Source organism: Micromonospora sp. NBC_01412, from assembly GCF_045040215.1.
In the GTDB taxonomy this organism is placed as follows: domain Bacteria; phylum Actinomycetota; class Actinomycetes; order Mycobacteriales; family Micromonosporaceae; genus Micromonospora; species Micromonospora rubida.
In genome coordinates this window covers 2,537,443-2,560,668 of sequence record NZ_CP109528.1, presented here as the reverse complement: position 1 = coordinate 2,560,668, position 23,226 = coordinate 2,537,443, and the positions used below count along the sequence as shown (strand labels likewise).

21 protein-coding genes, 1 tRNA gene and 1 pseudogene are annotated in these 23,226 nt (G+C 72.1%); 10 read left to right on the top strand and 13 right to left on the bottom strand.

The genetic code is table 11. The features are described 5' to 3' along the window. Positions 1 to 61: 61 nt before the first annotated feature. A complete protein-coding gene (locus OG617_RS11660; protein ID WP_405101189.1) occupies positions 62 to 658 on the bottom strand; it encodes a hypothetical protein in 597 nt (198 codons plus the stop codon). A 139-nt stretch (positions 659 to 797) separates the two neighbouring features. Next, positions 798 to 1,889 carry an ABC transporter ATP-binding protein gene (locus tag OG617_RS11655; protein ID WP_396685183.1) on the bottom strand — a complete coding sequence of 364 codons (1,092 nt, stop codon included), beginning with the start codon at positions 1,887 to 1,889 and terminating at the stop codon, positions 798 to 800. Between the two features lie 366 nt (positions 1,890 to 2,255). Here OG617_RS11655 and OG617_RS11650 point away from each other — a divergent pair. From OG617_RS11650 to OG617_RS11640, 3 genes are all read left to right on the top strand, one after another. Next, positions 2,256 to 2,332: transfer RNA gene (locus tag OG617_RS11650), tRNA-Thr, on the top strand. 1,452 nt (positions 2,333 to 3,784) lie between these two features. Next, complete coding sequence (locus tag OG617_RS11645) at positions 3,785 to 4,741, top strand: sulfotransferase family protein (RefSeq protein ID WP_405101187.1); 957 nt, start codon at positions 3,785 to 3,787, stop codon at positions 4,739 to 4,741. Positions 4,742 to 4,876: 135 nt separating this feature from the next. Further along, positions 4,877 to 5,302 carry a tyrosine-type recombinase/integrase gene (locus OG617_RS11640; RefSeq protein WP_405101185.1) on the top strand — a complete coding sequence of 142 codons (426 nt, stop codon included), beginning with the start codon at positions 4,877 to 4,879 and terminating at the stop codon, positions 5,300 to 5,302. 101 nt (positions 5,303 to 5,403) lie between these two features. Here the strand turns inward: OG617_RS11640 and OG617_RS11635 are convergent, their stop codons facing one another. The 5 genes from OG617_RS11635 to OG617_RS11615 all read right to left on the bottom strand — a co-directional run bounded on the left by OG617_RS11635 (position 5,404) and on the right by OG617_RS11615 (position 7,964). Then, positions 5,404 to 5,946 carry a hypothetical protein gene (locus OG617_RS11635; protein ID WP_405101183.1) on the bottom strand — a complete coding sequence of 181 codons (543 nt, stop codon included), beginning with the start codon at positions 5,944 to 5,946 and terminating at the stop codon, positions 5,404 to 5,406. A gap of 266 nt (positions 5,947 to 6,212) precedes the next feature. Beyond that, complete coding sequence (locus tag OG617_RS11630) at positions 6,213 to 6,815, bottom strand: SMI1/KNR4 family protein (RefSeq protein WP_405101181.1); 603 nt, start codon at positions 6,813 to 6,815, stop codon at positions 6,213 to 6,215. A 271-nt stretch (positions 6,816 to 7,086) separates the two neighbouring features. Beyond that, complete coding sequence (locus tag OG617_RS11625) at positions 7,087 to 7,233, bottom strand: hypothetical protein (protein WP_405101179.1); 147 nt, start codon at positions 7,231 to 7,233, stop codon at positions 7,087 to 7,089. 302 nt (positions 7,234 to 7,535) lie between these two features. Next, positions 7,536 to 7,742: a PIN domain-containing protein gene (locus OG617_RS11620; protein WP_393423113.1), complete on the bottom strand. Its 207-nt coding sequence runs from the start codon at positions 7,740 to 7,742 to the stop codon at positions 7,536 to 7,538. A 21-nt stretch (positions 7,743 to 7,763) separates the two neighbouring features. Further along, a complete protein-coding gene (locus tag OG617_RS11615) occupies positions 7,764 to 7,964 on the bottom strand; it encodes a hypothetical protein (RefSeq protein WP_405101177.1) in 201 nt (66 codons plus the stop codon). Positions 7,965 to 8,560: 596 nt separating this feature from the next. On the opposite strand from OG617_RS11615, the gene OG617_RS11610 reads away from it, so the two are divergent. The 3 genes from OG617_RS11610 to OG617_RS11600 all read left to right on the top strand — a co-directional run bounded on the left by OG617_RS11610 (position 8,561) and on the right by OG617_RS11600 (position 10,109). After that, a complete protein-coding gene (locus tag OG617_RS11610) occupies positions 8,561 to 8,959 on the top strand; it encodes a helix-turn-helix domain-containing protein (protein WP_405101175.1) in 399 nt (132 codons plus the stop codon). Between the two features lie 35 nt (positions 8,960 to 8,994). Then, entirely contained in the window at positions 8,995 to 9,414 is a 420-nt protein-coding gene (locus OG617_RS11605) for a VOC family protein (RefSeq protein ID WP_396670538.1), read from the top strand. Between the two features lie 71 nt (positions 9,415 to 9,485). Beyond that, on the top strand, positions 9,486 to 10,109 hold the full coding sequence (locus OG617_RS11600; protein ID WP_405101173.1) for a histidine phosphatase family protein: 624 nt from the start codon (positions 9,486 to 9,488) through the stop codon (positions 10,107 to 10,109). A 54-nt stretch (positions 10,110 to 10,163) separates the two neighbouring features. On the opposite strand, the gene OG617_RS11595 is transcribed toward OG617_RS11600, so the two are convergent. Further along, positions 10,164 to 10,715 (bottom strand): hypothetical protein, encoded by a 552-nt coding sequence (locus OG617_RS11595; protein WP_405101171.1) that lies wholly within the window; start codon positions 10,713 to 10,715, stop codon positions 10,164 to 10,166. Between the two features lie 167 nt (positions 10,716 to 10,882). Between OG617_RS11595 and OG617_RS11590 the strand changes: the two genes are divergently transcribed. Beyond that, entirely contained in the window at positions 10,883 to 13,264 is a 2,382-nt protein-coding gene (locus OG617_RS11590; RefSeq protein ID WP_405101169.1) for a M4 family metallopeptidase, read from the top strand. Between the two features lie 133 nt (positions 13,265 to 13,397). Continuing rightward, on the top strand, positions 13,398 to 14,165 hold the full coding sequence (locus tag OG617_RS11585) for an enoyl-CoA hydratase/isomerase family protein (protein WP_405101167.1): 768 nt from the start codon (positions 13,398 to 13,400) through the stop codon (positions 14,163 to 14,165). Positions 14,166 to 14,300: 135 nt separating this feature from the next. Here the strand turns inward: OG617_RS11585 and OG617_RS11580 are convergent, their stop codons facing one another. The 3 genes from OG617_RS11580 to OG617_RS11570 all read right to left on the bottom strand — a co-directional run bounded on the left by OG617_RS11580 (position 14,301) and on the right by OG617_RS11570 (position 17,686). Continuing rightward, entirely contained in the window at positions 14,301 to 15,512 is a 1,212-nt protein-coding gene (locus tag OG617_RS11580) for a hypothetical protein (protein ID WP_405101165.1), read from the bottom strand. Positions 15,513 to 15,589: 77 nt separating this feature from the next. Then, positions 15,590 to 17,131, bottom strand: a complete 1,542-nt coding sequence (locus tag OG617_RS11575) for an FAD-dependent oxidoreductase (protein WP_405101163.1) — start codon at positions 17,129 to 17,131, stop codon at positions 15,590 to 15,592. Between the two features lie 72 nt (positions 17,132 to 17,203). Next, positions 17,204 to 17,686 carry an MSMEG_6728 family protein gene (locus OG617_RS11570; RefSeq protein ID WP_405101161.1) on the bottom strand — a complete coding sequence of 161 codons (483 nt, stop codon included), beginning with the start codon at positions 17,684 to 17,686 and terminating at the stop codon, positions 17,204 to 17,206. 89 nt (positions 17,687 to 17,775) lie between these two features. On the opposite strand from OG617_RS11570, the gene OG617_RS11565 reads away from it, so the two are divergent. Next, positions 17,776 to 19,572: an NAD-binding protein gene (locus tag OG617_RS11565; protein ID WP_405101159.1), complete on the top strand. Its 1,797-nt coding sequence runs from the start codon at positions 17,776 to 17,778 to the stop codon at positions 19,570 to 19,572. Between the two features lie 30 nt (positions 19,573 to 19,602). Here OG617_RS11565 and OG617_RS11560 read toward each other — a convergent pair whose 3' ends face one another. Continuing rightward, a complete protein-coding gene (locus OG617_RS11560; protein WP_405101157.1) occupies positions 19,603 to 20,844 on the bottom strand; it encodes an APC family permease in 1,242 nt (413 codons plus the stop codon). Positions 20,845 to 20,854: 10 nt separating this feature from the next. Then, positions 20,855 to 21,628 (bottom strand): phosphatase PAP2 family protein, encoded by a 774-nt coding sequence (locus OG617_RS11555; protein ID WP_405101155.1) that lies wholly within the window; start codon positions 21,626 to 21,628, stop codon positions 20,855 to 20,857. Between the two features lie 77 nt (positions 21,629 to 21,705). Here OG617_RS11555 and OG617_RS11550 point away from each other — a divergent pair. Continuing rightward, positions 21,706 to 22,914: pseudogene (locus OG617_RS11550) on the top strand (DUF4032 domain-containing protein); the annotation flags it as partial. Between the last annotated feature and the right edge of the window lie 312 nt (positions 22,915 to 23,226).

The following is a 23,226-nucleotide window of genomic DNA, read 5'->3' as shown; positions in this document are numbered from 1 at the left end:
GCAGACACGGAAAGGGGCGGTCCGCCGAGATGGCGGGCCGCCCCTTTCGCCTGTCCGGGGCCTACAACTGCCGGCTCCAGGCGAAGATGACCAACGCTCCGAACAGCGCGACCAGCACGGTGGCCGGAACGAGCCAGGGAGCCCGTCGTGCGCCGTGCAGGGCCAGCGTCAGCCGGTGGTGAACGGCGGCGATGCCGGCCAGGGCGGCCAGCCCGGCCAGGGCGAACGGGATGCCGATCAAAAAGTGCGCGAGCCAGGCGCCGGCCAGGGTAGGGCCGCCCCAGGAGTTGTCGAACGGACCGGGCTCGACGAAGCCGTACAGGGCACCGCGCGCCACGATGAGCAGGATGGCCCCGAGCGGCACCAGCGCGGCGGTACCCAGCAGCAGGCTCAGCAGGGCGTGGTTGACGACGGCCACCGGCCCCGGCCGGCGTGTCGGGTCCGCGCCGGGCGTGCCCAGCAGGCGGGTGCACAGGACGTCCCACCACCCCGCGACCGACCGCCCCTGACCGAGCAGCCCGGCCGGCAGCGCGACCAGCGCGACCGGGAGCAGCGCCGCACAGTAGATCAGGCTCCGGATCGTCGACCGGACGACCCGGTGCGCCCGGCGGGGTCGGGACGGACGGGCCCGGGGCAGGGTGTCGACCGTGGTCGGCATGGTGTCCTCGATTCTCCGCAGGTCGCGTCGAACCTATGCCGCGCCGGCACGCCGGCACCTCGGTGATCACCCGGATACCGGCCCGGAGACGACAATGGGGGCACCCACCGATCGGCGGGCACCCCCATCGCGTCGTACGTCAGATCCGCTTGCCGGTGGCGGCGTTGAAGACGTGGGTACGGCCGGTCCGCGGCTTCACGAACACGGTGTCGCCCATGTTCGGCATGGTGCGCCGGTCGGTGCGGACCACGAAGCGCTCGTTGTGGCCCTCCATCGCGGCGTGGCCATAGACGTTGGCGTCCGAGCCGAGGTCCTCGACCAGCTCGACCACGACCGGCATGCCGCCCTCGGTCGGGCTCACCATGTCGCAGTCCTCCGGGCGGAAGCCCACGGTCACCTTGCTGTCGCCGCCCTCGGCGCGGGCCGCCTCGATCTGCTCGCGGGTCAGCGGGATGTTCAGCTCCGCGAACGCGGCGCCCTGCTCGTTCAGCGGGACGGTCTTGATGTTCATCGCCGGGGAGCCCATGAAGCCGGCGACGAACACATTGGCCGGGGTGTCGTAGAGCGCCCGGGGGGTGTCCACCTGCTGGAGGACGCCGTCGAGCATGACGGCCACCCGGTGGCCCATGGTCATGGCCTCGACCTGGTCGTGGGTGACGTAGACCGTGGTGATGCCGAGCTTCGCCTGCAGCGACGCGATCTGGGTACGGGTCTGCACCCGGAGCTTGGCGTCGAGGTTCGACAGCGGCTCGTCCATGAGGAAGACCTGCGGCTCGCGGACGATCGCCCGGCCCATCGCGACCCGCTGGCGCTGACCGCCGGAGAGGGCCTTCGGCTTGCGGCCGAGGAACTCCTCCAACTGGAGCAGCCCCGCCGCCTCCTTGACCCGCCGGTCGATCTCGGCCTTGGGGGTCTTGCGCAGCTTCAGCGCGAACGCCATGTTCTCGTACACCGACATGTGCGGGTAGAGGGCGTAGTTCTGGAAGACCATCGCGATGTCGCGGGACTTCGGCGGGAGGTGGGTGACGTCGCGCTGGTCGATGTAGATCGCGCCGTCGTCGACGTCCTCCAGGCCGGCGAGCATGCGCAGGCTGGTGGACTTGCCACAACCGGAGGGGCCGACGAGGACGAGGAACTCGCCGTCGCCGATTTCGAGGTCGAGCTGATTCACTGCGGGACGCTCAGTGCCCGCGTAGATCCGGGACGCCTTCGCGTAAGTGACCGTGGCCATGCTGGAGCGCTTCCTCTCACCGGCAGGAACGTGCCGGACGATCCGAGTGAAGGAGCAGCCGGGCGCCCTGTGGCGCCGGCCATCCGGGCGACGCTCCGGGCAGCGGGGGCCGCCGGAACTGTCATCCGTGTCACTGCACCGTAAACGGGTTTCCGCAGCCTGCCAAGACGAGAAGCATGGGGTGGGACGGACGGCATTCACATTCCGGGCAGTCGGGCACAGGCAGGCATCAATCTCCGCGTGGTTCCGCCCGCCCGCTGGCGGATGACAGCCGACAGGGTCGGCAAATCGGCGTTTTCCGTGCTGGGAGGGCCTGCCGAGGGACAACTCCCGAGGTCTGTCGCTTATGCTGGCCACGCAAGACCTGCCCCTGTAGCTCAGCTGGCCAGAGCACTCGCCTTGTAAGCGAGATGTCGCCGGTTCGATCCCGGCCGGGGGCTCCAATTTCACAAGGCGTTCGGTGGCACTCGCCGCCGTTGCTCGCCGGAGTGACGGCAGCGCTGACAGTAGCCGGGTTTGTGGCGGCCGGGCGAACGAGGGCTGAGGTTGGTCGACCCCATCGGGGCGCGCCACTACCTCTGCCAATCACGTAGCGCGCACTTCAACCGAGCGTTCTCTTCCCGCGCACGTACTCACCGGCGGTCGGCGATGCTTACCGCCGTACGTGCCGGTGGTGTGCGGTCCGGACCCCGGACCAGGGCCGGCGGCCGGGTCGCCCGCTGGAGGCCCGCCTTCTGGACGTAGATCTCTCGGCGGTCCAGGGCGTTGCCGGCCTGGTCGAGCAGGTACCCGGTCAGCCAGATCCAGCCGTGGTAGGTCGGCTGGTCGGGGACTTTGATGACCCGGAAGATCAGTGCCCGGTCGCCGCCGAACTGCGCCGACGCCTGCCGGTTGATTTACAGCATGTCTCCCGGCTTCGGAATCATGAACGCCTGCCTTTCGCGTGTCAGGTGGATGGCACCGGGGCGGGCGGGTTCACGACCACGGCCGTACCGGGGTTCCACCGGCACCCGCCCCGGGCCCTCTCAGGACGCGGAGATCCCGCTGCGCCGTAGTGGGAGGGCACCCTCGCCGACCCGACAGCCACGTGCATTAACTGTTTGCACGCGGGCAATTGCGGTGGGTGAGCTGTCCATGTAGGAAAAGCGTGCACGGGGCCTGAGGGACCGATCGAGGACCCGTAGCTACACCTCTGGCGGACATCGAGCGGACACCACGAGGACCTTCATCGCCGGAAGGACCTCGCCGGGGTGAGCGTGGAGAAAGCCCATCAGGAAGGCGTCGACGGATGGCACGAGAGCGCCGCGAACCTCGCACGATGCTGGAGTACCTGATCCAGCGGAGCGACCGCACGTACGAGGAACTGGCCGACGAGTTCTCCCGGATGGACCCACGGGCGGCGATCAGCGCCCGGCGTCTGGGGCGGCTGGCACTTCACCCACACCCCGGCCAACGCCCTCCCTCGATAGGGCGCCATCGGCAGCATGGACCCGATCACCATCCCCGGCCGCGTCATCACCCATCGGCTTCGCGCGGCTCGGCCTCACCGGCCACCAGGCCGCCAAACTCGGGTACGCCATCGGCGCCGACCACTGGGGCCGCGGCGACCCGACCACCGAGGAGGCCGTTGCGAGCTGGCGGACGCTGTCCGCCCGGTAGTCGTGGAATGGCGCCCCAGCCGACCCGGCCCCGAACAGCCAATTTACGCAGCTGTGGAACGCCTCCGCCGGTCGATCGCCCCCACCACGTAGAAGCCCGTCACCCGCTCCCTGTGATCCGACAACTGACGTGCGACACAACTCCTCGGCGCGGCGGGTGCGGGTCCGGCCCGTAGCAGCGGGTGAAGGGGATAAATGGCTTGCACAGGCGCCGGGCTGAGAGTTTGACTGCTCGCCATGCCTTTCCCCTCACCGATCTTCGTTGCGGGTACGGGTCGTTCGGGAACGTCACGGATCGCCGACATCATCGGCGAACATCCGCTGATCCATCGGATTCCCATGGAGACCCGGTTTCTCATCGACCCGGGTGGCCTGCGGGACCTGGCCGACGCGCTCACCGATCGATACGACCCCACCGTCGGTGAGGACGCCCTGCACCGGTTGAGCGACTTTCTCACCGTACGAGTGCCCGGCCGGCGCGACGATCGCGGCAAAACCGTTCCCGAGCTGGTCGGCGAGCGGCGCTACCGGGACGCGGTGCAACAGCTCTGGCCGCAGTTGATCGCGTACACATACGACGAACCTGCGCCCGCGGAAGGCTTCGGGAACGCCGACCGGCCTGCCGGGCCGTTCGAGCCGCTGAGCCGCCGGCGGGTACTTCCCAGGTATTTCAGTGACCGGGGCGAACTGCTCGGAATCTTGCGGGGCCTGATCGACACCATGTTCGGCGGAGCAGCCGCCGACGCGGGCAAGCCGACCTGGTGCGAGAAGACACCGTTCAACCTGCTGTGCATGGAGTTCCTCTGGGAACTGGTCCCCGAAGCGACCATCGTGCACATCAAGCGTCACCCGGTCTCAGTGCTCGCATCCCACCTGGCCCAGCCATGGGCACCGCCCACCGTCGACGGCGCGCTCGCCTACCTCAAGCCGGTCTACCACCGATGGCTCACCTGGAAGAACACGGTCGACCTGACGGGCAGGCGATACATCGAGGTGAAAGCAGAAGATCTCGCAGCCGACTGGCCCGGGCAGCGCCGCGCCCTGTTCGGACGGCTCGACGTCGACGACTTCGCCACCCCTTCAACGTTTCAGTCGCACAAGCTGACGAACCGCAACGACCAATTCGACGACGAAACCCGCGAGTTCATCGAAGAAGCACTCGGCAAGGTCATCCCGGCCATGGGATATGAGTGACGGCTCTGGCTCTCCACCTTGACGACGCCGCGTCGCGCCCCTCGAACGCCCGGTAAACGCTGCTTCAGCCGAACCGCATCGCAGACCGCTCGTTCCTAACTTTCCGGCCGTCTTTTGAGCCCGCGCTTATGGGCAGTGGCCCGAGCCATCGACCGGGCCGTTGACGAGCGCGCCAGCGGGTCGATCCTTCGCAACACCCTTGGCGGACGGATGGACCGGCACGCCGCCGCCCGCCGGCTCAAGCACCTGGCCCAAGCCGCAGGGATCCGGATGCCGAGGACGCATCCCCACATGCTGCGGCACACGTTCGTGACGACGATGCTTGACGCTGGCGTCAGCCTGCGCGACGTGCAGGTCGCCGCCCGCCATGCGACCCGCGAACCACCATGCGCTACGACCGGGCCCGCAAGAACCTCGACCGGCACCCCAACTACATCCTGGCCGCGTACCTGGCCTCCGGGACGTAGCCAGCGCTCGCGGCTTTGCCGATGCAAGTGCGTCCGCGTATCGGTGGCCAAGAATGTCAGCCGACATGTCAGGGCGCGAGCATCCGATTCCTGACGTGCGACATGATGAGGCAGCTACTTTGTGATCAAGATTGCGGCAGGTGTCCAGTCCGATGAATGCCGCGCCTTCGCCGTCCCCGGCTGGGGTAACAGCGATCAGGCAAACGGGTGCGGGTCGAAGCTGATGCCGCCCCGTTCGCCCATCCGGAGCACTCGGTGGCCGTAGCGCGGGGGTCTGCGCACGTACAGGGTGTAGCGCGACGCCTGGAACCGTAAGTCCATGTCGCGCCCCTCCAGGTGCCAGCAGTTCTCCTCCACGCGCCAGTTGGGCTCCTGACGCAGGTTCCTCAGCTCCAGCGGCATGCACAGGGAGCGCAGGCTGCCGACGATGTCCCAGACGTTGTCGAAGATCAGCGTGGCCGGCGCTACCCAGTATTCAATGCCCCGCACGGATCCCGACTCGACCCGGCGCACGATGTAGTCGAGGTCGAGATGCAGATGCAGAGCCGACGGCGCGGTGGGGTCGAGGTCGGCCAGCTCCCGGTACCCCTCCGGGGTCAGGTCGTCCCAGGGTGGATCCTCGTAGTCGGTGACGGCGAGCGCGTGAATTTGGCAGTGTTCCCACGACGTCTCCACCAGTTCCTGATCCGTCAAGGTGGCCTTCCGGAGGCCGGACTCAGGGTGCACAGCTGTCTCCATTGAATGATTATCGCCAAGCGCGTCGACAGTGCCAGATGTCAATCGTGGTTGGTACCCACGGCTCGAACGATTCGTCGTCCAGCGCCGAGCAGTCCGCCTGGATGTCACGCCAGCTCGGCGCAGATCGAGCCAGCCGTCACTAGCGCGGTACCGCATCGCGCGAACTGGCTCTGGCCGAGATCACGTGCGCGCATCTGCCGCGAAGCGCGCTCATGCCGACATGTATGCCGTCGGCGCGGCGCTGGAGCGTGCCAAATCCTCGCGAATTACGGTTCGAGAGCCGACCACGCCAGGTACTCCGCCCAGAACTCTGCGCTTGCCGACATCTCCCAGCCGTCGTATTCGTACCTTTTGCCGACATTGCCCTCGCCGAACTCCTGCAGTACATAGTCGACCAGGTCCGGCGCCCAGCAGATGATGTCGGCCCCGTACACGGACAACACCGGATGCCCGTAGGTCCCCCGACCGGCGGGCAAGTACCGACCGCCAAAGATCGGAACCAACCAGGGAACTGCGGCGAGGTGGTCCGCCGCAGCGTCTTCGGCATCGGGCACGCCGTCCGGGCGAGCGCCCCAACTCGAAGCCCAGTAGCCCTTGAACCTGACCGCCTCCAACACGCCCTTCCCCGGCAGCGCGAGCCATTGCCGCAAGCCGTCCGGATTGCCGTAGCGCCAGTCCGGCCAGCCGCCGCCCGCAGGCAGCCCCGCCGTAAGGAACGAGCGGTGATCATCAGCGAACTCGAACCCGAACTGTTCCTCGACCCGGGCCAACTCCTCACCGGTCAGGCCCGGGCCGATCCGGACCGAGCCCAGCCTCGCCAACCGCCGCGCGGCCTTCCTGCCCCAACGCATCCCCGGCGTCTCGACCACGAACACAGACTATCGACAATATCGCCGCCGGACCTCAGGCGGTAACGCACGCACATGCCGCGATCAGCGCGTTGAGGTAGCGCAGATCAGTTGGCGGATGTGTGTCGCGCATCAGTCGATGGAGGACACACCCGCTCGGCACCACATTGCCGAAGCAATCTCTGTAAGGATCAAGGGGCCGCGCAAGCGCGGTCCGCCCGCCGCACTCGGCCTGCTGGTGGCCTCCGGCTGGCATCGGCCGGCGCGGCGGGCAGTTTTCAGGCTCCGGTGGTCACGTCCGAGGTTCGATGATCGCGGCTTCGATACGTAACCCGATCCCTGCGGCGACGAGGAAACCCGCGAGGATGTGCGGCTCGGCCGTACCGGCGTCGGTCGACAGGGTGATTGCCGAGACCAGGAGGCCGGCGACGAGGGCCACATTTCCGAGCGCGCGAGCCGTCGATGCGCGCCTCGAAGGGGGGTTCACCTGGCGGACCGTACCGAAGGTCTGGCGTCGGCGCTGTCGGAACTTGTACCCGATCAGCGGTGGGACGATCGCGGGGGTGGTCGGCCAGTTCGGAGGCCGGGGCGATCGGCTGCCGCGCCGCTTCGTGGCTTGCCACCGGGTACGAGGACCAGGTCGCGGAATGCCGGCGTCACGCCAAGCCGTCCCCGGCCCGAGGGGCCAGGGGCGGGAAGCCGTACGACGCCGGACAGCCGCGCTGGGGGTGTTGCCGAAAGCTAGGAGACGTCGAAGAGCCGGAGGCCGTCGTACTCGGCGAAGTCGGCGTAGTCCTTGCCGTTGAAGGTCGCGAGCGGCAGCCGGTCGACCAGGCAGCAGGCCGCGATCCATGAGTCATTCGTCGGCCGGGGCCGTCCGCGATGCTGCGCCCGCGCCTGGAGTTGCCCCCAGGTTGTCGCCACCGCCTCGTCGAAGGGCAGCAGCACGAGTGTCCAGGACGACGAGGCTCACGCGGCGCCAGCCCGCCGGGAGGCGTAGAGGTCGGCGAGGAAGTCATCCAGATCGTCGTCCGACTCGAACAGCCCGGGCCGGGCCAGGTCGTCGACGGAGGCGACTGGCCGGATGCCCTGACGCCGCGCCAGCTCCTCAGCCGGTACGTGCTCAGCAGTCGGCCACTCGGGCATCTGCTCGGCGCTACTCGACGTCACAGCTCACCTCCGGCGTCTCGGACCGTCGTCGATTCTCGCACCTCTGACGTCGAGACGCCCGCACGTCACCACCAACCGTCAGGCGTCTCCGCCCGCCGTGCAGAGTACGTGCAATGATCTTGATCAGTGGGCGAGGTTGCCCCAGAAGCCCAGGTCACGACCATGCTCGTCGGCGCGCCGCAGTCGCCTTCCTAAACCGTGTGCCCGTACAGATGGGCAGCCGCGCTGCAGACTGCCCTGCGGGCCTCCGGCCTTCCTCGGGCGACCGCAGCGCGTCATCCGAAGGTGAGCGGATCGTCAGCGAACGCCGTACCGCGTGGCGACTCTCGATCATGCTCGACGGTGCGACCGATACGTCTGACCACGCGATACGGCACTTGATCACACTCGCTGCTACGTCAGCCCAGCGAGGAGCCCCGGTCCGGGCGCACGGCCATTGCCGGACCGGCCCGCATACTCTGCACAGAGCTTGTAAGCGAGATGTCGCCGGTTCGGTCCCGGCCGAGGGCTCCACCCGTTTCGCGGTGTCTCGCAGGACGGGATTCCGGCCTTCGTGCCGGCGTCGCCGGCCCCCGCTCAGGTCGGACGGAGGTGGGATGAGCCGCGCGGTGGAGGAGTCCAACCGGGCCATGCTCCGCGCCCGGGACGCCATGGACCGGTCGTACGCCGAGCTGCTCGACATCCCCGCCCTGGCCCGGATCGCGCACGTCTCCGAGGCGCACTTCATCCGCACCTTCCGCGCCACCTTCGGCGAGACCCCGCACCGGTACCTGCAACGGCGTCGGGTCGAGCGGGCCATGTACCTGCTCGCCCAGACCGACCGGGACGTCACGGAGGTCTGCTTCGCGGTGGGGTTCAACAGCCTCGGCACCTTCAGCCGGACGTTCCGCCAGATCGTCGGCGAGTCGCCGACGGAGTACCGCCGGCGCAGGGTGCCGACGGACGTGCCCGCGTGCTTCGCCAAGGCCTGGATGCGACCCAGCAGTTTTGGATAAGCAGCAGGTCGGGGCGGTCGAATAGCGTTCTCGGCATGACGATGAACGCGATCAGCCGCTCCCAGATCTACGTGCTCGACCAGGACGAGGCCCTCGACTTCTACGTCGGCAAGCTCGGCATGGAGGTCAACACCGACCAGGACCTCGGCTTCATGCGCTGGCTGACGGTCAACCTGCCCGGCGACCCGGAGCGGGAGATTCTGCTGGAGACGCCCGGCTCGCCGGCCCTGGACCCGGCCACGGCCGAGCAGGTCCGGGAGCTGCTCACCAAGGGGGCGCTGGGCGGCTACCTCTTCATGACCACCGACGACGCGCACAAGACGTACGAGGACCTGGTGGCCAAGGGCGTGGAGATCACCGACGAGCCGACCGAGCGCCCGTACGGCATCGACTTCGGCGTCCGGGACCCGTTCGGCAACAAGATCCGCATCGGCCAGATGTTCCCGCGCGGCTGAGCGGGACGGGTGGCGCGGGTGGGGCGGGAGGCGCGGGTTAGCATCGCGCCTCCCGAGCGCGCGAGGTGACGATGGCGAGCCGCCTGCTCTTCCTGGCCCGGCACGGCGAGCAGGACCTGCCCGCCGGCGCTACGGACGACCCGCCGGAGGTGGGGCTCTCCGCCCGGGGACGGCGGCAGGCGGCGCTGCTCGGCGAGCGGCTGGCCGGCGTGCCGTTCGCCGCCGTCCACCACGGGCCGCTGCCCCGGGCCGCGCAGACCGCCGGCCTGGTCGCCCGGTCGCTGCCCGGGATCCCGGTGTACGCGACGGAGCTGGCCGGCGACCACCTGCCGCACGACACCGACCCGGCCGGCCTGCCTCCGGCGTACGCGAGGCTCCTGGCCGGGTTCTCCGCGAGCGAGCGGGTCGACGGGCCGCGACTGACGGCGGCGGCGGTCGAGCGGTTCGCCGTGGTGCCGACGGCGGGGGACGACCGGCTGCTGGTCGTCACGCACAGTTTCCTGATCGCCTGGCTGGTCCGGCACGCGCTGGACGCCCCGCCCGGGCGCTGGCTGGGGTTGAACCACCACAACGCGGGGCTGACCGTGATCCGCTACTCCGACGGCGGCCCGCCGAATCTGATCGCCGTCAACGACGTGGCCCACCTGCCGCCCGAGCTGCGCGGCACCGGGCTGCCCCCGGACTACCGGTTCTGACGCCCGCCCGGGTGGTGCCCGCTTCGACGAAGCGCTCCTCCGGGCGGCGGCGGGTCAGCCGGCGGCGGTGAGCACGAGCGCGACCAGCGCCGACGCAGCCTGCGGCGGCGTGCCCGCGACCGGGCAGTCGGTCCAGTCGACCGTGGCGGTGCCGACCGTGAGCCGGTATTCGTAGGCGTCGGAGCAGCGGCCGACGGCGTCGGCGGTGCCACCCTCGGTGAGCCGGGGCTCGGCGGCGAGCAGCCGCAGCCGGTCGAGGTCCGCGGCCGTGAGTCGGCCGGTGCGCCGGGTTCCGGCGCGGTCGACCGCCGTCCATCGGCCGTCGGGTTCGACGGTGACCGTGTCGTTCCCCCCGGCGATGCCGCCCGAGCGTCGCACGACCACCCGGGCGGCCGGGGCCGGGGACGCCTCGGCCGGGGTGCTGGCACCGGGGGTTCCGGCGGTGGTGCCCGGCGCGGCGGTCGTCTCGGGGGAGGCGGTCGTGGCGGGCGGCGAGACGGAGACGGACGGCGTCGGCGCGGGGGCGCCGGGGTCGCCGGCGGAGCACCCGCTCGCCACCGCCAGTAGCGCGGCGAGCATGGCGACGCGGAGGGGAGTCGGGCTCATGCCCGTCGGACGTGTCCGGACTCCGCCCGGTTCCGTCACCTTGCCATCCTCATCCGTTCGGTCAGTGTTGGGGTCCGGAAGTGGTCGCCCCCTTCCCCTTTCGTCGAGAGATCACTATATCTACATGCGTGACTACCCCCGTCACACATTCCTTGCCAGGAGGGCACGTGAAGAAAACCCTCGCCGCCGCCAGCGCAGCGTTGCTTACCGGCGGCCTGCTCACCTGCGTCGCCACCACGGCGCAAGCGGCAGCCCCCACCCCGGACCCGTCGGCAGTCCGTGCCGACTCGGTCCTCCGCAGTAACCCCGGCGCCGTCCAGGGCGCCAGCGGAGAGGCATACCAGGCAGTCCGGACCAAGGTGGACGCCGACGGCGCTTCGCACACCCGCTACTCCCGGACCTACCAGGGCCTGCGGGTCTACGGCGGTGACTTCGTCATCCACGCCAAGGCGAACGGCGAGTACGCCGGGGCCTCGGTGGGCCTCGCGGCCCCGCTGACCCTCGGCGCCAGCCCGAAGGTCACCTCGGCCAAGGCCAAGGAGGCCGCGCGCAAGGAGTTCTCGGGCTCGCTCACCGCCGTGGGCGCCCCGGAGCTCTTTGTCGACGCCAGCTCCGGCAAGGGCCGGCTCGCCTGGGAGACCGTCGCCTCCGGCTGGAAGGCCGACAAGCAGACCCCCTCGAAGCTGCACGTCGTCACCGACGCGGTAACCGGCAAGGTGATCGGCTCGTACGACGAGATCGAGTCCGTCACCGGCAGCGGCACGGGCATCTACACCGGCGCGGTCAGCGTCGACACCACGCTCTCCGGCAGCACGTACCAGATGATCGACCCGGTGCGCGGCAACGGCCGTACCTGTGACATGAACAACGGCACGTCGACCTGCACCACGTTCACCGACGCCGACAACGTCTGGGGCACCGGCGCCAACACCAACCGGCAGTCCGCCGGCGTCGACGCCCACTTCGGCGCCGCGATGACGTTCGACTACTTCAAGAACGTGCACGGCCGCAACGGCATCTTCGGCAACGGCGCCGGCGTGCCGAGCCGGGTGCACTACGGCAACGCCTACGTCAACGCCTTCTGGGACGGCGCCCAGATGACCTACGGCGACGGCAGCGGCAACTCCCGCCCGCTGGTCTCCCTCGACGTGGCCGGCCACGAGATGAGCCACGGCGTCACCGAGGCCGTCGCCGGCCTGGTGTACTCCGGCGAGTCCGGTGGCCTCAACGAGTCCACCAGCGACATCTTCGGCAACATGGTCGAGTTCTACGCCAACGCGCCGAGCGACCCGGGTGACTACCAGGTCGGCGAGAAGATCAACATCAACGGGAACAACACCCCGCTGCGCTACATGTACAACCCGACGCTGGACGGCTCGTCCGACTCGTGCTGGTCGACCAGCACCAAGAACAAGGACGTGCACTACTCCTCCGGCGTGGGCAACCACTTCTTCTTCAACCTGGCCGAGGGCACCGGCTCCACCGCGTACGGCACCTCGCCGGTCTGCGGCTCCGCCCCGGCGGTGACCGGCATCGGCCGGGCCAAGGCCGAGAAGATCTGGTTCCGGGCGCTCGACGTGTACTTCACCTCCAACACGTCGTACGTCAACACCACCACCCCGGCGAACACCTCCCGCGCGTACACCCTCCGCGCGGCGACCGACCTGTACGGCAACTGCTCCACGGAGTACAAGGCCGTCCAGGCGGCGTGGACCGCGGTGAACGTGGCCGGCAACGACGTGCCCTGCTCGTCGACCGGTAACGACTTCTCCGTCACGCTGTCGCCGACCTCCGGTTCGGTCGCTGCGGGCGGCTCCGTCGCCACCACCGTGGCCACCGCCACCACCAGCGGCACCGCGCAGACCGTGACGTTCTCCGCGGCCGGCCTGCCGACCGGCGCGACCGCGTCGTTCAGCCCGGCCTCGGTGACCTCGGGTGCCTCGTCGACCCTCACCATCGCCACCACGTCCGGCACCCCGGCCGGCACGTACAACGTCACGGTCACCGGCACCGGCACGCTGCCCCACAGCGCCACCTACACGCTGACCGTCACCGGCACCGGCGGCGGCTGCACCGGCGCGGGCCAGAAGCTCGGCAACCCCGGCTTCGAGTCCGGCAACACGGTGTGGACGGCGAGCTCCGGCGTCATCGCTCAGCACGGCACCTCCCAGCCCGCGCGCACCGGCACCTACAGCGCCTGGCTGAACGGGCGCGCCACCACCAACACCGAGACGCTCTCCCAGTCGGTGAGCGTGCCGGCGGGCTGCACCTCGTACAACTTCAGCTTCTGGCTGCACATCGACACGGCCGAGACCACCACCGGCACCCAGTACGACAAGCTTTCGGTGCAGGTGCTCAACTCGTCCGGGACGGTGCTGGCGACCCTGGCCACCTACTCGAACCTGAACAAGGCCGCCGGGTACAGCCAGAAGTCGTTCTCGCTGGCCTCGTACGCCGGCCAGACCGTCACCCTGAAGTTCACCGGCACGGAGGACTTCTCGCTCCAGACCTCCTTCGTCATCGACGACACCGCGCTCAACGTCGCCTGACGTAGCCGTACCCCGGCGGGCCCGGCGGCCACCCCACACGGGTGGTCGTCGGGCCCGCCTCGTTATGGTCGCCGTACCGGCCCGACGCTCCCGCGCCGCGGACCGGGGCCGGCGAGGCGAGGGAGTTGGTGGGGTGTCGGACGCGGAGTTGACCGTCAGGACGGCCGGGCCGGTGGCCACGATCGTGATCTCCAACCCGGGGCGGCGCAACGCGATGACCGCCGCGATGTGGCGGCAACTGCCGGTGCTGTTGGACCGGCTGGAGGCGGACGAACGGGTCCGCGCGCTGGTGCTCACCGGCGCGGCCGGGACCTTCTGCGCCGGGGCCGACCTGGGCGACCTCGACGAGCTGCTGGACGCCGGGGACGCCAGCATCGCCGTGGCCGCCGAGGAACGGCTCGCCGCCTTCGCCCGGCCGACCGTGGCCGTGATCGAGGGCGCCTGCGTCGGGGGCGGGTGCCAGCTCGCGGTCGCCTGCGACCTGCGCCTCGCCGCCGCAGACGCCCGGTTCGGCGTGCCGCCGGCCCGGCTGGGCCTGGTCTACCCCGCGCCCACCACCCGGCGGCTGGCCCGGCTGGTCGGCCCGTCCGCCGCGAAGCACCTGCTCTTCACCGCCGAGCTGATCGGCGCCGAGCGGGCCCTGCGGATCGGCCTGGTGGACGAGGTGCTGCCGCCGGACGAGCTCGCCGCCCGGGTCGCCGCGGTCACCGCCACGATCGCCGAGCGCTCGCGGCTCACCGTTGCCGCCGCGAAGGAGATCGTCGACGGGCGGGCCGATGAGGAGCGGATCGCCTGGTGGCACGGGCAGGTCCAGGCCAGCGGGGAGGCTCGCGAGGGGGTGGCGGCGGCCAACGAGCGCCGGCCACCCCGGTTCGGCTGGACCCCGCCCGCCGCCGACTGACCCGGGGCGACCGCCCGGGGCCGGCGGGCGCCGCGCCGGGGCGTACCCCTGACGCGGCCCCCCGTTCCCGCCGGCCGGTCCGTCACCGCCCGGCGAGGAGCTGCCCGGTCCGCCGGGCCGGTTGACCTTGCATGATCACGGTAGGTCGGCAGGGGTGAGGCCGGCAACGTATTTCGATCCGCCGGCGACCTCGCCGGGCCCGCGCTGGCGGCGGGACCTGGCGGTGGCGCGGGCGGCGGCCAGCGGCCGGGTCACCCGGTCGGCCATCCGGACGGTCAGCTCGCCTTCCAGCAGCGGCCGGTTCACCTCCCCGGCCACCGCGAGGGCCGGCCCGGAGACCGTCCGCCAGATCGCGGTCAGCCCGGCGCCCAGGCCGACCAGGGCGACGGCGGCCCGGGTGGTGGGGGAGCCGGCCGCCGCGGCGGCGCTCACCCCGACCACGGCGAGGAGCACCACCAGCAGCGGGGCCAGTACCGGCCAGAAGATGCCCCGGGCCGCCCGCGCCACCAGCTTCCGGTCCCGGATGATCACGTTTCGCGCGACGACCGCGTAGTCCTCCTCGTCGAGCAGGTCCCGGGGGTGCAGCCCGCCGGTCAGCACGCTGCGCCACAGGTCGCCCTGGTTGCGCAGCTCGCGGGCCAGCTCGGCGAGGCCGGCCTCGGCCGGGTCGCCGACCCCGGCCCGGGTGACGGCGTCGGCCCACGCCCGCAACGACCGGCGCACCACCGCAGCCGAGTACGGCGGCAGCACGCTGGCCAGCTCGTCGAGCCAGCGGCTGATCTCGACCTGTCGGCCGGCGAAGCGCCACGGCACCTGGTCGGCGTCGCCGCGCCGGACGGTGTCGGCCAGCGACCTGCCGAGCCGGTAGGCCAGCCCGACCCGGTGGTTGGTCGCCATCGCCCAGCGCAGCACGTCCACGTTGAGGTCGTCGAGGGCCAGCAGCAGCGCCCCCGCCCCGGCCGACAGGGCGGCCCGGGTGTCCCCGGTGGACGGGGTGCCGCCGCCCGGGGCGACCACGGGCGGCGCGGCGGTGCCGCCGCCGGTCAGCCCGGCGATCTGGGCGAGCGCCACGTCGACCCCGTCCAGGTACATCCGCAGCCGACGCCGGCCGGACATCTCGGTGAGGTTGGTCAGCTTCGCCGGCGGCTGCGCCGGCCGCCCGTCCGTCGACAGGTCGGCCGTCCGCGCGTGGTGGTACGCGTCCGCCAGCCACCAGCCCAGCCGTAGCGCCGTCACGATGCAGGCCCGCTCGTCGCGCAGCAGCCCGTACGCGTCGTCGTACCGGCCGCCGCCCGCCTCGTCGCCGGGCGGCCCGCCGGCCGCGTCGCGCCGGTGCACCGTGGACACCCTCTCGACCTCCCGTGCCGGCGACGCCGGTGGACGTCAGTCGAGGATAGATCAGATTCGTGGCAGCTTGTGGTGAATCAGGGCCTTTGCGGTCCTGGCCGGGCGAGCAGGCCGCGCGGGCGAACCGAGCGGACCGGCTCGGCAGCCGCCCCCTCGGCCCGCAGGATGTGGTTCGCCGCGATGATCCCGGTCGCCGCCGACCGCTCCATCAGCGCGCTCGGGAAGTCGGTCCGGATGCCGTCGCCGGCCAGGTAGAGCCCGTCGGCGCCGGTGCGCACCCCCGGCCGCCACGCGTGACTGCCCGGGGTGAACGCCGGGGCCCGCGCCTCCACCCGGGCGCGCAACTCGCGCACCCGCAGCCGGGCCGCCTCCGGCCAGAGCGCGGCCAGCTCGACCCGCATCCGCTCGGCCAGCTCCTCGGCCGGCACACCCCCGTCGCAGGCGTACGCGTGCAGCTCCACCACCGAGCCGCCGGTGCGCTCCGCCCAGCGGCGCGACTCGTCCTCCAGCCGGTGGTACAGGGTCACCGAGTCCAGCGTGGGCTGCCGGGACACGCCACTGAACACCGCCCGCCCCCCGTCGACGTCCCCGCCGCACCAGTACCGCGCCACCGCGTACGGCGGGCCGGGGGTGCCGAACGCGGGCATGGCCGCCACCAGCTCCGGGGCGGCCCCGGTGAGCACCGGCGAGGCGCCCACCAGCAGGGCCAGCGCCGGCGGGTCGACGGCCAGCACCACGTGCCCGGCCCGGTACGCCGTGCCGTCTGCGGCGGTCACCCGCCACCCGTCCGGGCCCCGGTCCAGCCGGGTCGCGGCGACCCCCGTGACGATCCGTCCGCCGTGCTTCTCCACGTGCCGGGTCAGCGGCTGCCAGATCGCGGTGGCGTAGTCCGCGTCCGGGCTGTCGAAGGTCAACCCCTCAGGGTTGCCGAGCAGGTAGAAGTGGAACTGGGCGATCATCTCGGCGGCCGACATCTCCGCCTCGTGGTTGAAGAACGAGTGGGAGAAGACCTCGAACAGCATCGCCCGGGCCCGGTCCGGCAGCCGCAGCGAGGTGAGCAGGTCGTCGGCGGTGGCACCGTCGAACTCGGCGTACGTGCGCACCGGGTCGTAGGTGAGCAGCGGCAGCGCGGCGTCCCGGTCCATCCCCCGCAGGTCGGCCAGGCGCAGGCTCGGACTGCGCAGCAGCAGGGCGAGCAGGTTCGCGGGTGGGGCCGGCGGCAGCCTCCCGAACTCCTCCGTCGGCCACTCGGCGCTCAGGACCGGGTACCCGGGGACCGGCCTGAGGAACGCCAGCGTCGGGTCGATCCGGCGCAGGATCGACCGCCAGTTGTAGTACTGCCGGAAGAACGCGTGGAAGCCGTGCTCGTTCACCTGGATGCCGTCGGTCAGCGGCTCCGGCCACGCGCCCAACCGGCCACCGAGGGCCGGCGCGGCCTCCAGCACGGTCACCCGCACCCCGCGCTCGGCGAGCACCACCGCCGCCGACATGCCGGCGACCCCGCCGCCGACCACCACGGCCTCGACCGGGCGCGGCACGCGCGAGGCGGCACCGCCGCCAGGGTCCACCACGTGTTCCCGTACGCCGATGAAGCGGCCCATCACCCGCGACAGCGCCATGCGACTCAGTCTGCCCGAGGGGGCGGGGGAGGGTCCCCTTCCGACGCGGGGCGGCCCGCATGGGTCTTCAGTTCACGCCGGGCGGCAGTGCGGCTCGCGGTCGGAGGCGGGCCAGACGTACTCCAGGTCGGGCCCGACATCGTCGAAGAACAGGCGGTAGTGCTCCGGGTCCTTGCGCAGCAGCGAGGAACGGTGGCTGCGGTGCAGGTCGTCGCGGCCCAGCCAGGGAGGAAGCTCCCCGGACTGAGCCAGCACCCCCTGGGTGCGCACGGTGGCGACGCCGCAGGCGGCGGCGAGGTCGGTGGCCAGCGTCGCCGCGCAGGTGTCGGCCCGGCCCGGCTCGCACCACACCGCGCAGACGTCCAGGCCGTAGCGGACCAGCGCCTCCTCGTACCCGGCCCACATCTTCACCGCCGGGTGGTTGCGCCAGCCGTACCCCGGCCGGGTCAGCCCCCGCAGAACCTGGATGGCCTCCACCCGCTGCTTGCCCAGCCGCCTCTGATCCAGCGTCCGGGCGCTGGCCAGGAAGTCCGGGTACGGCAGGAACGTCTGCATGCCGCTGCTCTACCCGTCCCGGGCCGCGACATTCGTTCATGATCGTGTGGGGCTGCGCGGTAACCCGCCGGCTGACTACGATTCGGCACATGGCGGAGCCCCTGCGTGACCGCGCGCGTCGCGCGACCGGGTGGCGGCTGCGGATGAACGGGGAGAACCGCCCGCACTACGTCGTCTGCGGGTCGGACCCGCTGGCGTACTGGGTGGTGCGGGCGCTGCTCGCCACCGAGCTGGACACCGGCCGGCTCCGGATCACCCTCGTGGTGCCCGAGCGACGCCGCTCCGAGGGCCCCGACGGCCGGGACGTCGACGGCATCCAGGTCGTCCGGGCGGACCGGCTCGACGAGGCGACGTTCCGCCGGGCCGGGCTGGCCGGCGCGGACGGGCTGGCCCTGCTGCACCAGGACGACGTCGGCAACATGCACGCCGCGCTCTGCGCCCAGGAGGTGGAGCCCCGGCTGCGGCTGGTGGTGCGGATGTTCAACACCAGCCTGGCCAACGGGGTGCGGCAGCTCTTCCCCGACTCGGCGGTGCTCTCCGACGCGTCGATGGCCGCCCCCGCGTTCGTGGCCGCCGCGCTCGGCGAGGTCGCCCCGACCCACTTCCGACACGGCGGGCGCACCCTCTACGTGGCCCGCCGCGCCGACGTCCGCCCGCAGGACGTGGTGTGCGGGGTGGCCGACACCGGCGACCCCGCCCGGGCCCGGGTGCTGCCCGCCGACGAGGCGACCGCCGACGTGGTGCTCGCCGAGGCGACCGGCCAGCCGCCCGGCACCGAGCTGGCCGCCCGCCGGCTGGTCCGCGCCCGACGCCGCCGCCAGCCGGTCGCGGTGCTGCTCCGCGCGGTCCGCAGCTTCGCCACCCGCAAGATCGGCATCGCGGTGCTGGTGCTGCTCGCGGTCATCGCCGCGCTGGGCTGGCTCAACTCCCGCGCGGCCGGGGTCAGCTGGGCCGACGCGCTCTACCTCACCCTGGTCACCACGCTCACCGGCGAGGACCCGGACGTCGCGAAGCCCGTCGCCGCGCAGGTCATGCAGGTGGTGCTCAACCTGGCCGGGCTCGCGCTGATCCCGCTGATCACCGCCGTGGTGGTCGACGGGATCGTCAACGCCCGGCTGGCCCTGCACGCCGGGCGGAACCAGCCCCACCGGTCCGGGCACGTCGTGGTCGTCGGGCTGGGCAACATCGGCACCCGGGTGATGGCCCAGCTGAACGACTTCGGCATCGAGGTGGTGGCCATCGACCGGACCCCGGACGCGCGGGGCGCCTCGTTGGCCCACCGGCTCGGGGTGCCCGTGTTGATCGGCGACGCGGCGCGGGAGGAGACGCTGCGGTCCGCCTCCGTGGAGACCTGCCAGGCCCTCGTCGTGGCCTCCACCGACGACGGGGTCAACCTGCGGGCAGCGCTGAACGGCCGAGGGCTCAACCCGGACCTGAGGGTGGTGCTGCGGCTGTTCGACGGCGACTTCGCCGAGCGCATCCAGAAGGCGTTCGGGATCGGCATCTCGCGCAGCGTGTCGTACCTGGCCGCGCCCTCGTTCGCCGCCGCCCTGCTGGACCGGGCGGTGATCGCCACCATCCCGGTGGGCCGGCACGCGCTGCTGGTCACCGAGGTGCCGGTGGCCGCCGGGTCGCCGCTGGACGGCCGCCCGCTCTCCGCCGTGGCCCACCCCGGCGAAGTACGCCTGCTCGCGCACGCCCGCGCCGGGCTGAAGGCGGACTGGGCGGCCGATCCCCGGCTGGTGATCACCGCCGGCGACCGGCTGACCGTGGTGGCCCGCCGGGCCGGGCTGACCGCCCTGCTCCGCGAGACCACCCCGCCCCCGCCGGACGACCCGCCGGCCGCCCCGGGCGGCCCGCCTGTGCCCCGGTCCGGTGGGGACTGACCAGCCGTCCCGGCCGGCCCGTCCCGGCCGTCAGTGGCGCAGGGCGTACCAGGCGCCGCCGAGGGCGAGCACGCCGAACCCGGCGAGGACGCTGGTCAGGGGCAGGCTGACCGCGAGCACCACGCAGCCGACCAGCCCCAGCGCGGCGAGCAGTTGCACGGGCAGCCGCCGGGCCCGATCCCGGCCCAGGGTGAGCGCCGAGGCGTTGGCGATCGCGTAGTACACCAGCACCGTGGCGCTGGAGAAGCCGATCGCCCCATGCACGTCGCCCACGGAGACGACCAGGATCACCACGGCGGCCACCGCCAGCTCCGCCCGGTGCGGCACCCGGTGCGCGGGGTGCACGGCGGCCAGGCCGGGCGGGACGTCCCGGCGGCGGGCCATCGCCAGCAGCGTCCGGCCCACCCCGGCGAGCAGGGAGAGCAGCACGCCGGTCACCGCGACGGTCGCCCCGGCCCGGACCGCCCAGGCCAGGCCGGGCAGCCCGGCGGCGGTCACCACGTCGACCAGGGGCGCGGCGGAGGCGGCCAGCCGGTCGGGGCCGAGCACGCCGAGCGCCACCACCGCCAGCACCAGGTAGATCGCCAGCACCACGCCGAGCGCCAGCGGCACCGCCCGGGGGATGGTCAGCCCCGGGTCGCGCACCTCCTCGCCGAGGGTGGCGATCCGGGCGTACCCGGCGAAGGCGAAGAACAGCAGCCCGGCGGCGGCCAGCACGCCGTGCACGCCGAAGCTGCCGGGACCACCGGGGCCGCCGATCCGGTCCGGGGCGAAGCCGCCGCCGAGCAGGCCGGTCGCCGCGACCAGGGCCAGCACGGCGAGCACGACGCCGACCAGGACCTTCGTGGCCGTCGCGGTCTTCCCGATGCCGCGCAGGTTCACCGCGGTAACCGCGACCACGGCGGCGGCGGCGACGAGCCGGGCCTGCCCCGGCCAGAGGTACGCCCCGATGGTCAGCGCCATCGCCGCGCAGCTCGCGGTCTTGCCGACCACGAATCCCCAGCCGGCCAGGAAGCCGGCGAACGGGCCGAGCCGCTCCCGCCCGTAGACGTACGTGCCGCCGGACTCGGGGTAGCGGGCCGCCAGCCGGGCCGAGCTGGTCGCGTTGCAGAACGCCACGAACCCGGCGATGGCCAGCGCCACCAGCAGGCCGGCGCCGCCGGCCGTCGCCGCGGCCGGGGCGAAGACCACGAAGACGCCCGCGCCGAGCATCGACCCCAACCCGATGACCACCGCATCGCGTACGCCCAGCCGCCGCGCCAGCCGCTCCACGCCCCGGAGCCTAGGGGGCCGAGGTGAACAGCGCGGGCCGGTTCCAGGCGCCCAGTCGTCCGGGCAGCGGCACGTCGTCCCACGGCACCCGGCGCAGCAGCCGGTCGAGGAGCAGCCCGAGCAGCAGCCCGGCGACCGAGTCGGTCAGCCAGTGCCAGCCCAGGTACGTGGTGGTGCAGAGCACGACCACCGGCGGCACCGCTCGGACGACGGCGACCAGCGACGGCGGGACGGTCCGGCCGAAGGTGGCCAGCAGCGGCGCCAGCAACAGGGCGATGACGCCGTACCAGACGATCGCGTTGGCGACGTGCCCCGACGGGTAGGACTGGGCGAACCGCACCGGCAGGTCGTGCTGGAACAGTGGCAGGGTCGCCTCGGCGGGCAGGAAGGGCTCCTTGACGCTGGCGCTCGGGGCGGGCCGCGCGGTCCACACCTTCAGGGGACCGATGGTGAGGTACGTGAGCACGAAGGCGAGCACCGGCGGCAGCACCGGCCGCACCGACCGCACCCGGACGGCCAGCAGCACCCCCATGCCCAGCGCGATCAGGGTCAGCGGGCTGCCCTGGCCCAGGTAGTTGAACACGACCGCGACCCAGTACGCCGCCGTGGGCCGGTGCGCCTCGGCCCAGTCGGCCACCGCCCGGTCGACGCCGAACAGCCGGTCGGCGGCGAGCACCGCCGTCAGGCCGACCAGGGCGGCGACCAGCAGCGCGTCCCACCACCAGCCCGCCGGCCGTACGGGCCTGAGCTGGACATTCCGCCGTACCGTCTGGGTTTCCCGCACGCGACCACGCTACCGGCCCGCCGCCCGGCGGCTGTGGGGCGAGCCACGAAGGGAGGCGCTCGGCCGGGTTACCCTGCATGCTTGTCAGCGTGCGGATCACCTCTGCCCTTGTGGACCCGGCGTTGCTCGACCTCCCCTGGTCGACCCCGCTGGAGGAGTGGCCTGCCGAGCACCTGGTGGCGCTGCCGCAGGGCATCTCTCGGCACATCGTCCGGTTCGTCCGGTTCGGCGGGTACGTCTACGCCGTCAAGGAGACCGGCGAGCGGGTCGCCGAGAGGGAGTACGACCTGCTCCGGGCGCTGGAACGGATCGACTTCCCGTCGGTCGAGGCGGTGGCCATCGTCGCCGACCGGCAGACCGACGCCGGGGAGCCGCTGGACCCGGTGCTGATCACCCGGCACCTCCAGTTCTCGCTGCCGTACCGGGCGTTGTTCTCGCACACCCTGCGCCCGGAGACGATGGGCCGGTTGCTCGACGCGCTGGCCGCCCTGATCGTCAGGATGCACCTGACCGGCTTCTTCTGGGGCGACTGCTCGCTGTCCAACACCCTGTTCCGCAGGGACGCCGGCGCGTTCGCCGCCTACCTCGTCGACGCCGAGACCGGAGCGCTGCACAACACCCTGTCCAACGGCCAGCGGGGCGAGGACCTGGAGATCGCCCAGGTCAACATCTTCGGCGAGGCGCTCGACCTCCAGGCCGCCGGGCTGCTGCACGAGTCCATCGACCCCGAGGTGGTCTGCGAGGAGGTCGTGCAGCGCTACGAGCGGCTCTGGCACGAGATCACCTACGAGCAGCAGATCGAGCGGGAGGCCCGGCACGACATCGAGGGCCGGATCCGCCGCCTCAACGAGTTGGGCTTCGACGTGGCCGAGGTGGCCCTGTCCACCATCGCCGACGGGCGGTACCTGATCCGGCCGAAGGTGGTCGACGCGGGCTACCACACCCGCCGGCTGCTGCGGCTGACCGGCCTGGACGCCGAGGAGAACCAGGCCCGCAAGCTCCTCAACGACCTGGACGCGTACCGGGCGGAGAGCGACCTGACCGACGAGCAGCAGGCCGCCCACCGTTGGCTGACCGAGGTGTTCGAGCCGGTGGTCCGGGCGGTGCCGGCGAACCTGCGGCGCAAGCTGGAGCCGCAGGAGCTGTTCGCGCAGATCATCGAGCACAAGTGGCTGCTGTCCGAGCGGGCCGGCCGGGACGTCGGCATGGGCCCGGCGGTGCAGTCGTTCCTGTCCGACGTGCTGGTGCACCGCCCGGACGAGCAGGCCGTCCTCGGCGTCGAGGTCGATGCCCTCGGTGCCGGTGCCGGTGCCGGTGTCGGTGCCGGTGCCAGGGTCGGGGTCGGGGTCGAGGTCGACACGCTCGGGGTCGAGGACGACACGCTCGGCTGACCGACCGGCGGCTGTCGGGGGCGCCTGCCGCGGGTGGGCACCGCGCCGGGCGGGCAATGCCTCCGGTCGGCCCTTTGGAGCTGATGTCGTTGATGGATCAGCCTGCTCGGGCACCATCACCCCCGCCGCCGCCCGCTCATCAAGGGCGTGAGGCCGCTGCCCGCGCCCTGATGTCGTGAACGACTCAGCTCCAAAGGGTGCGCGGTG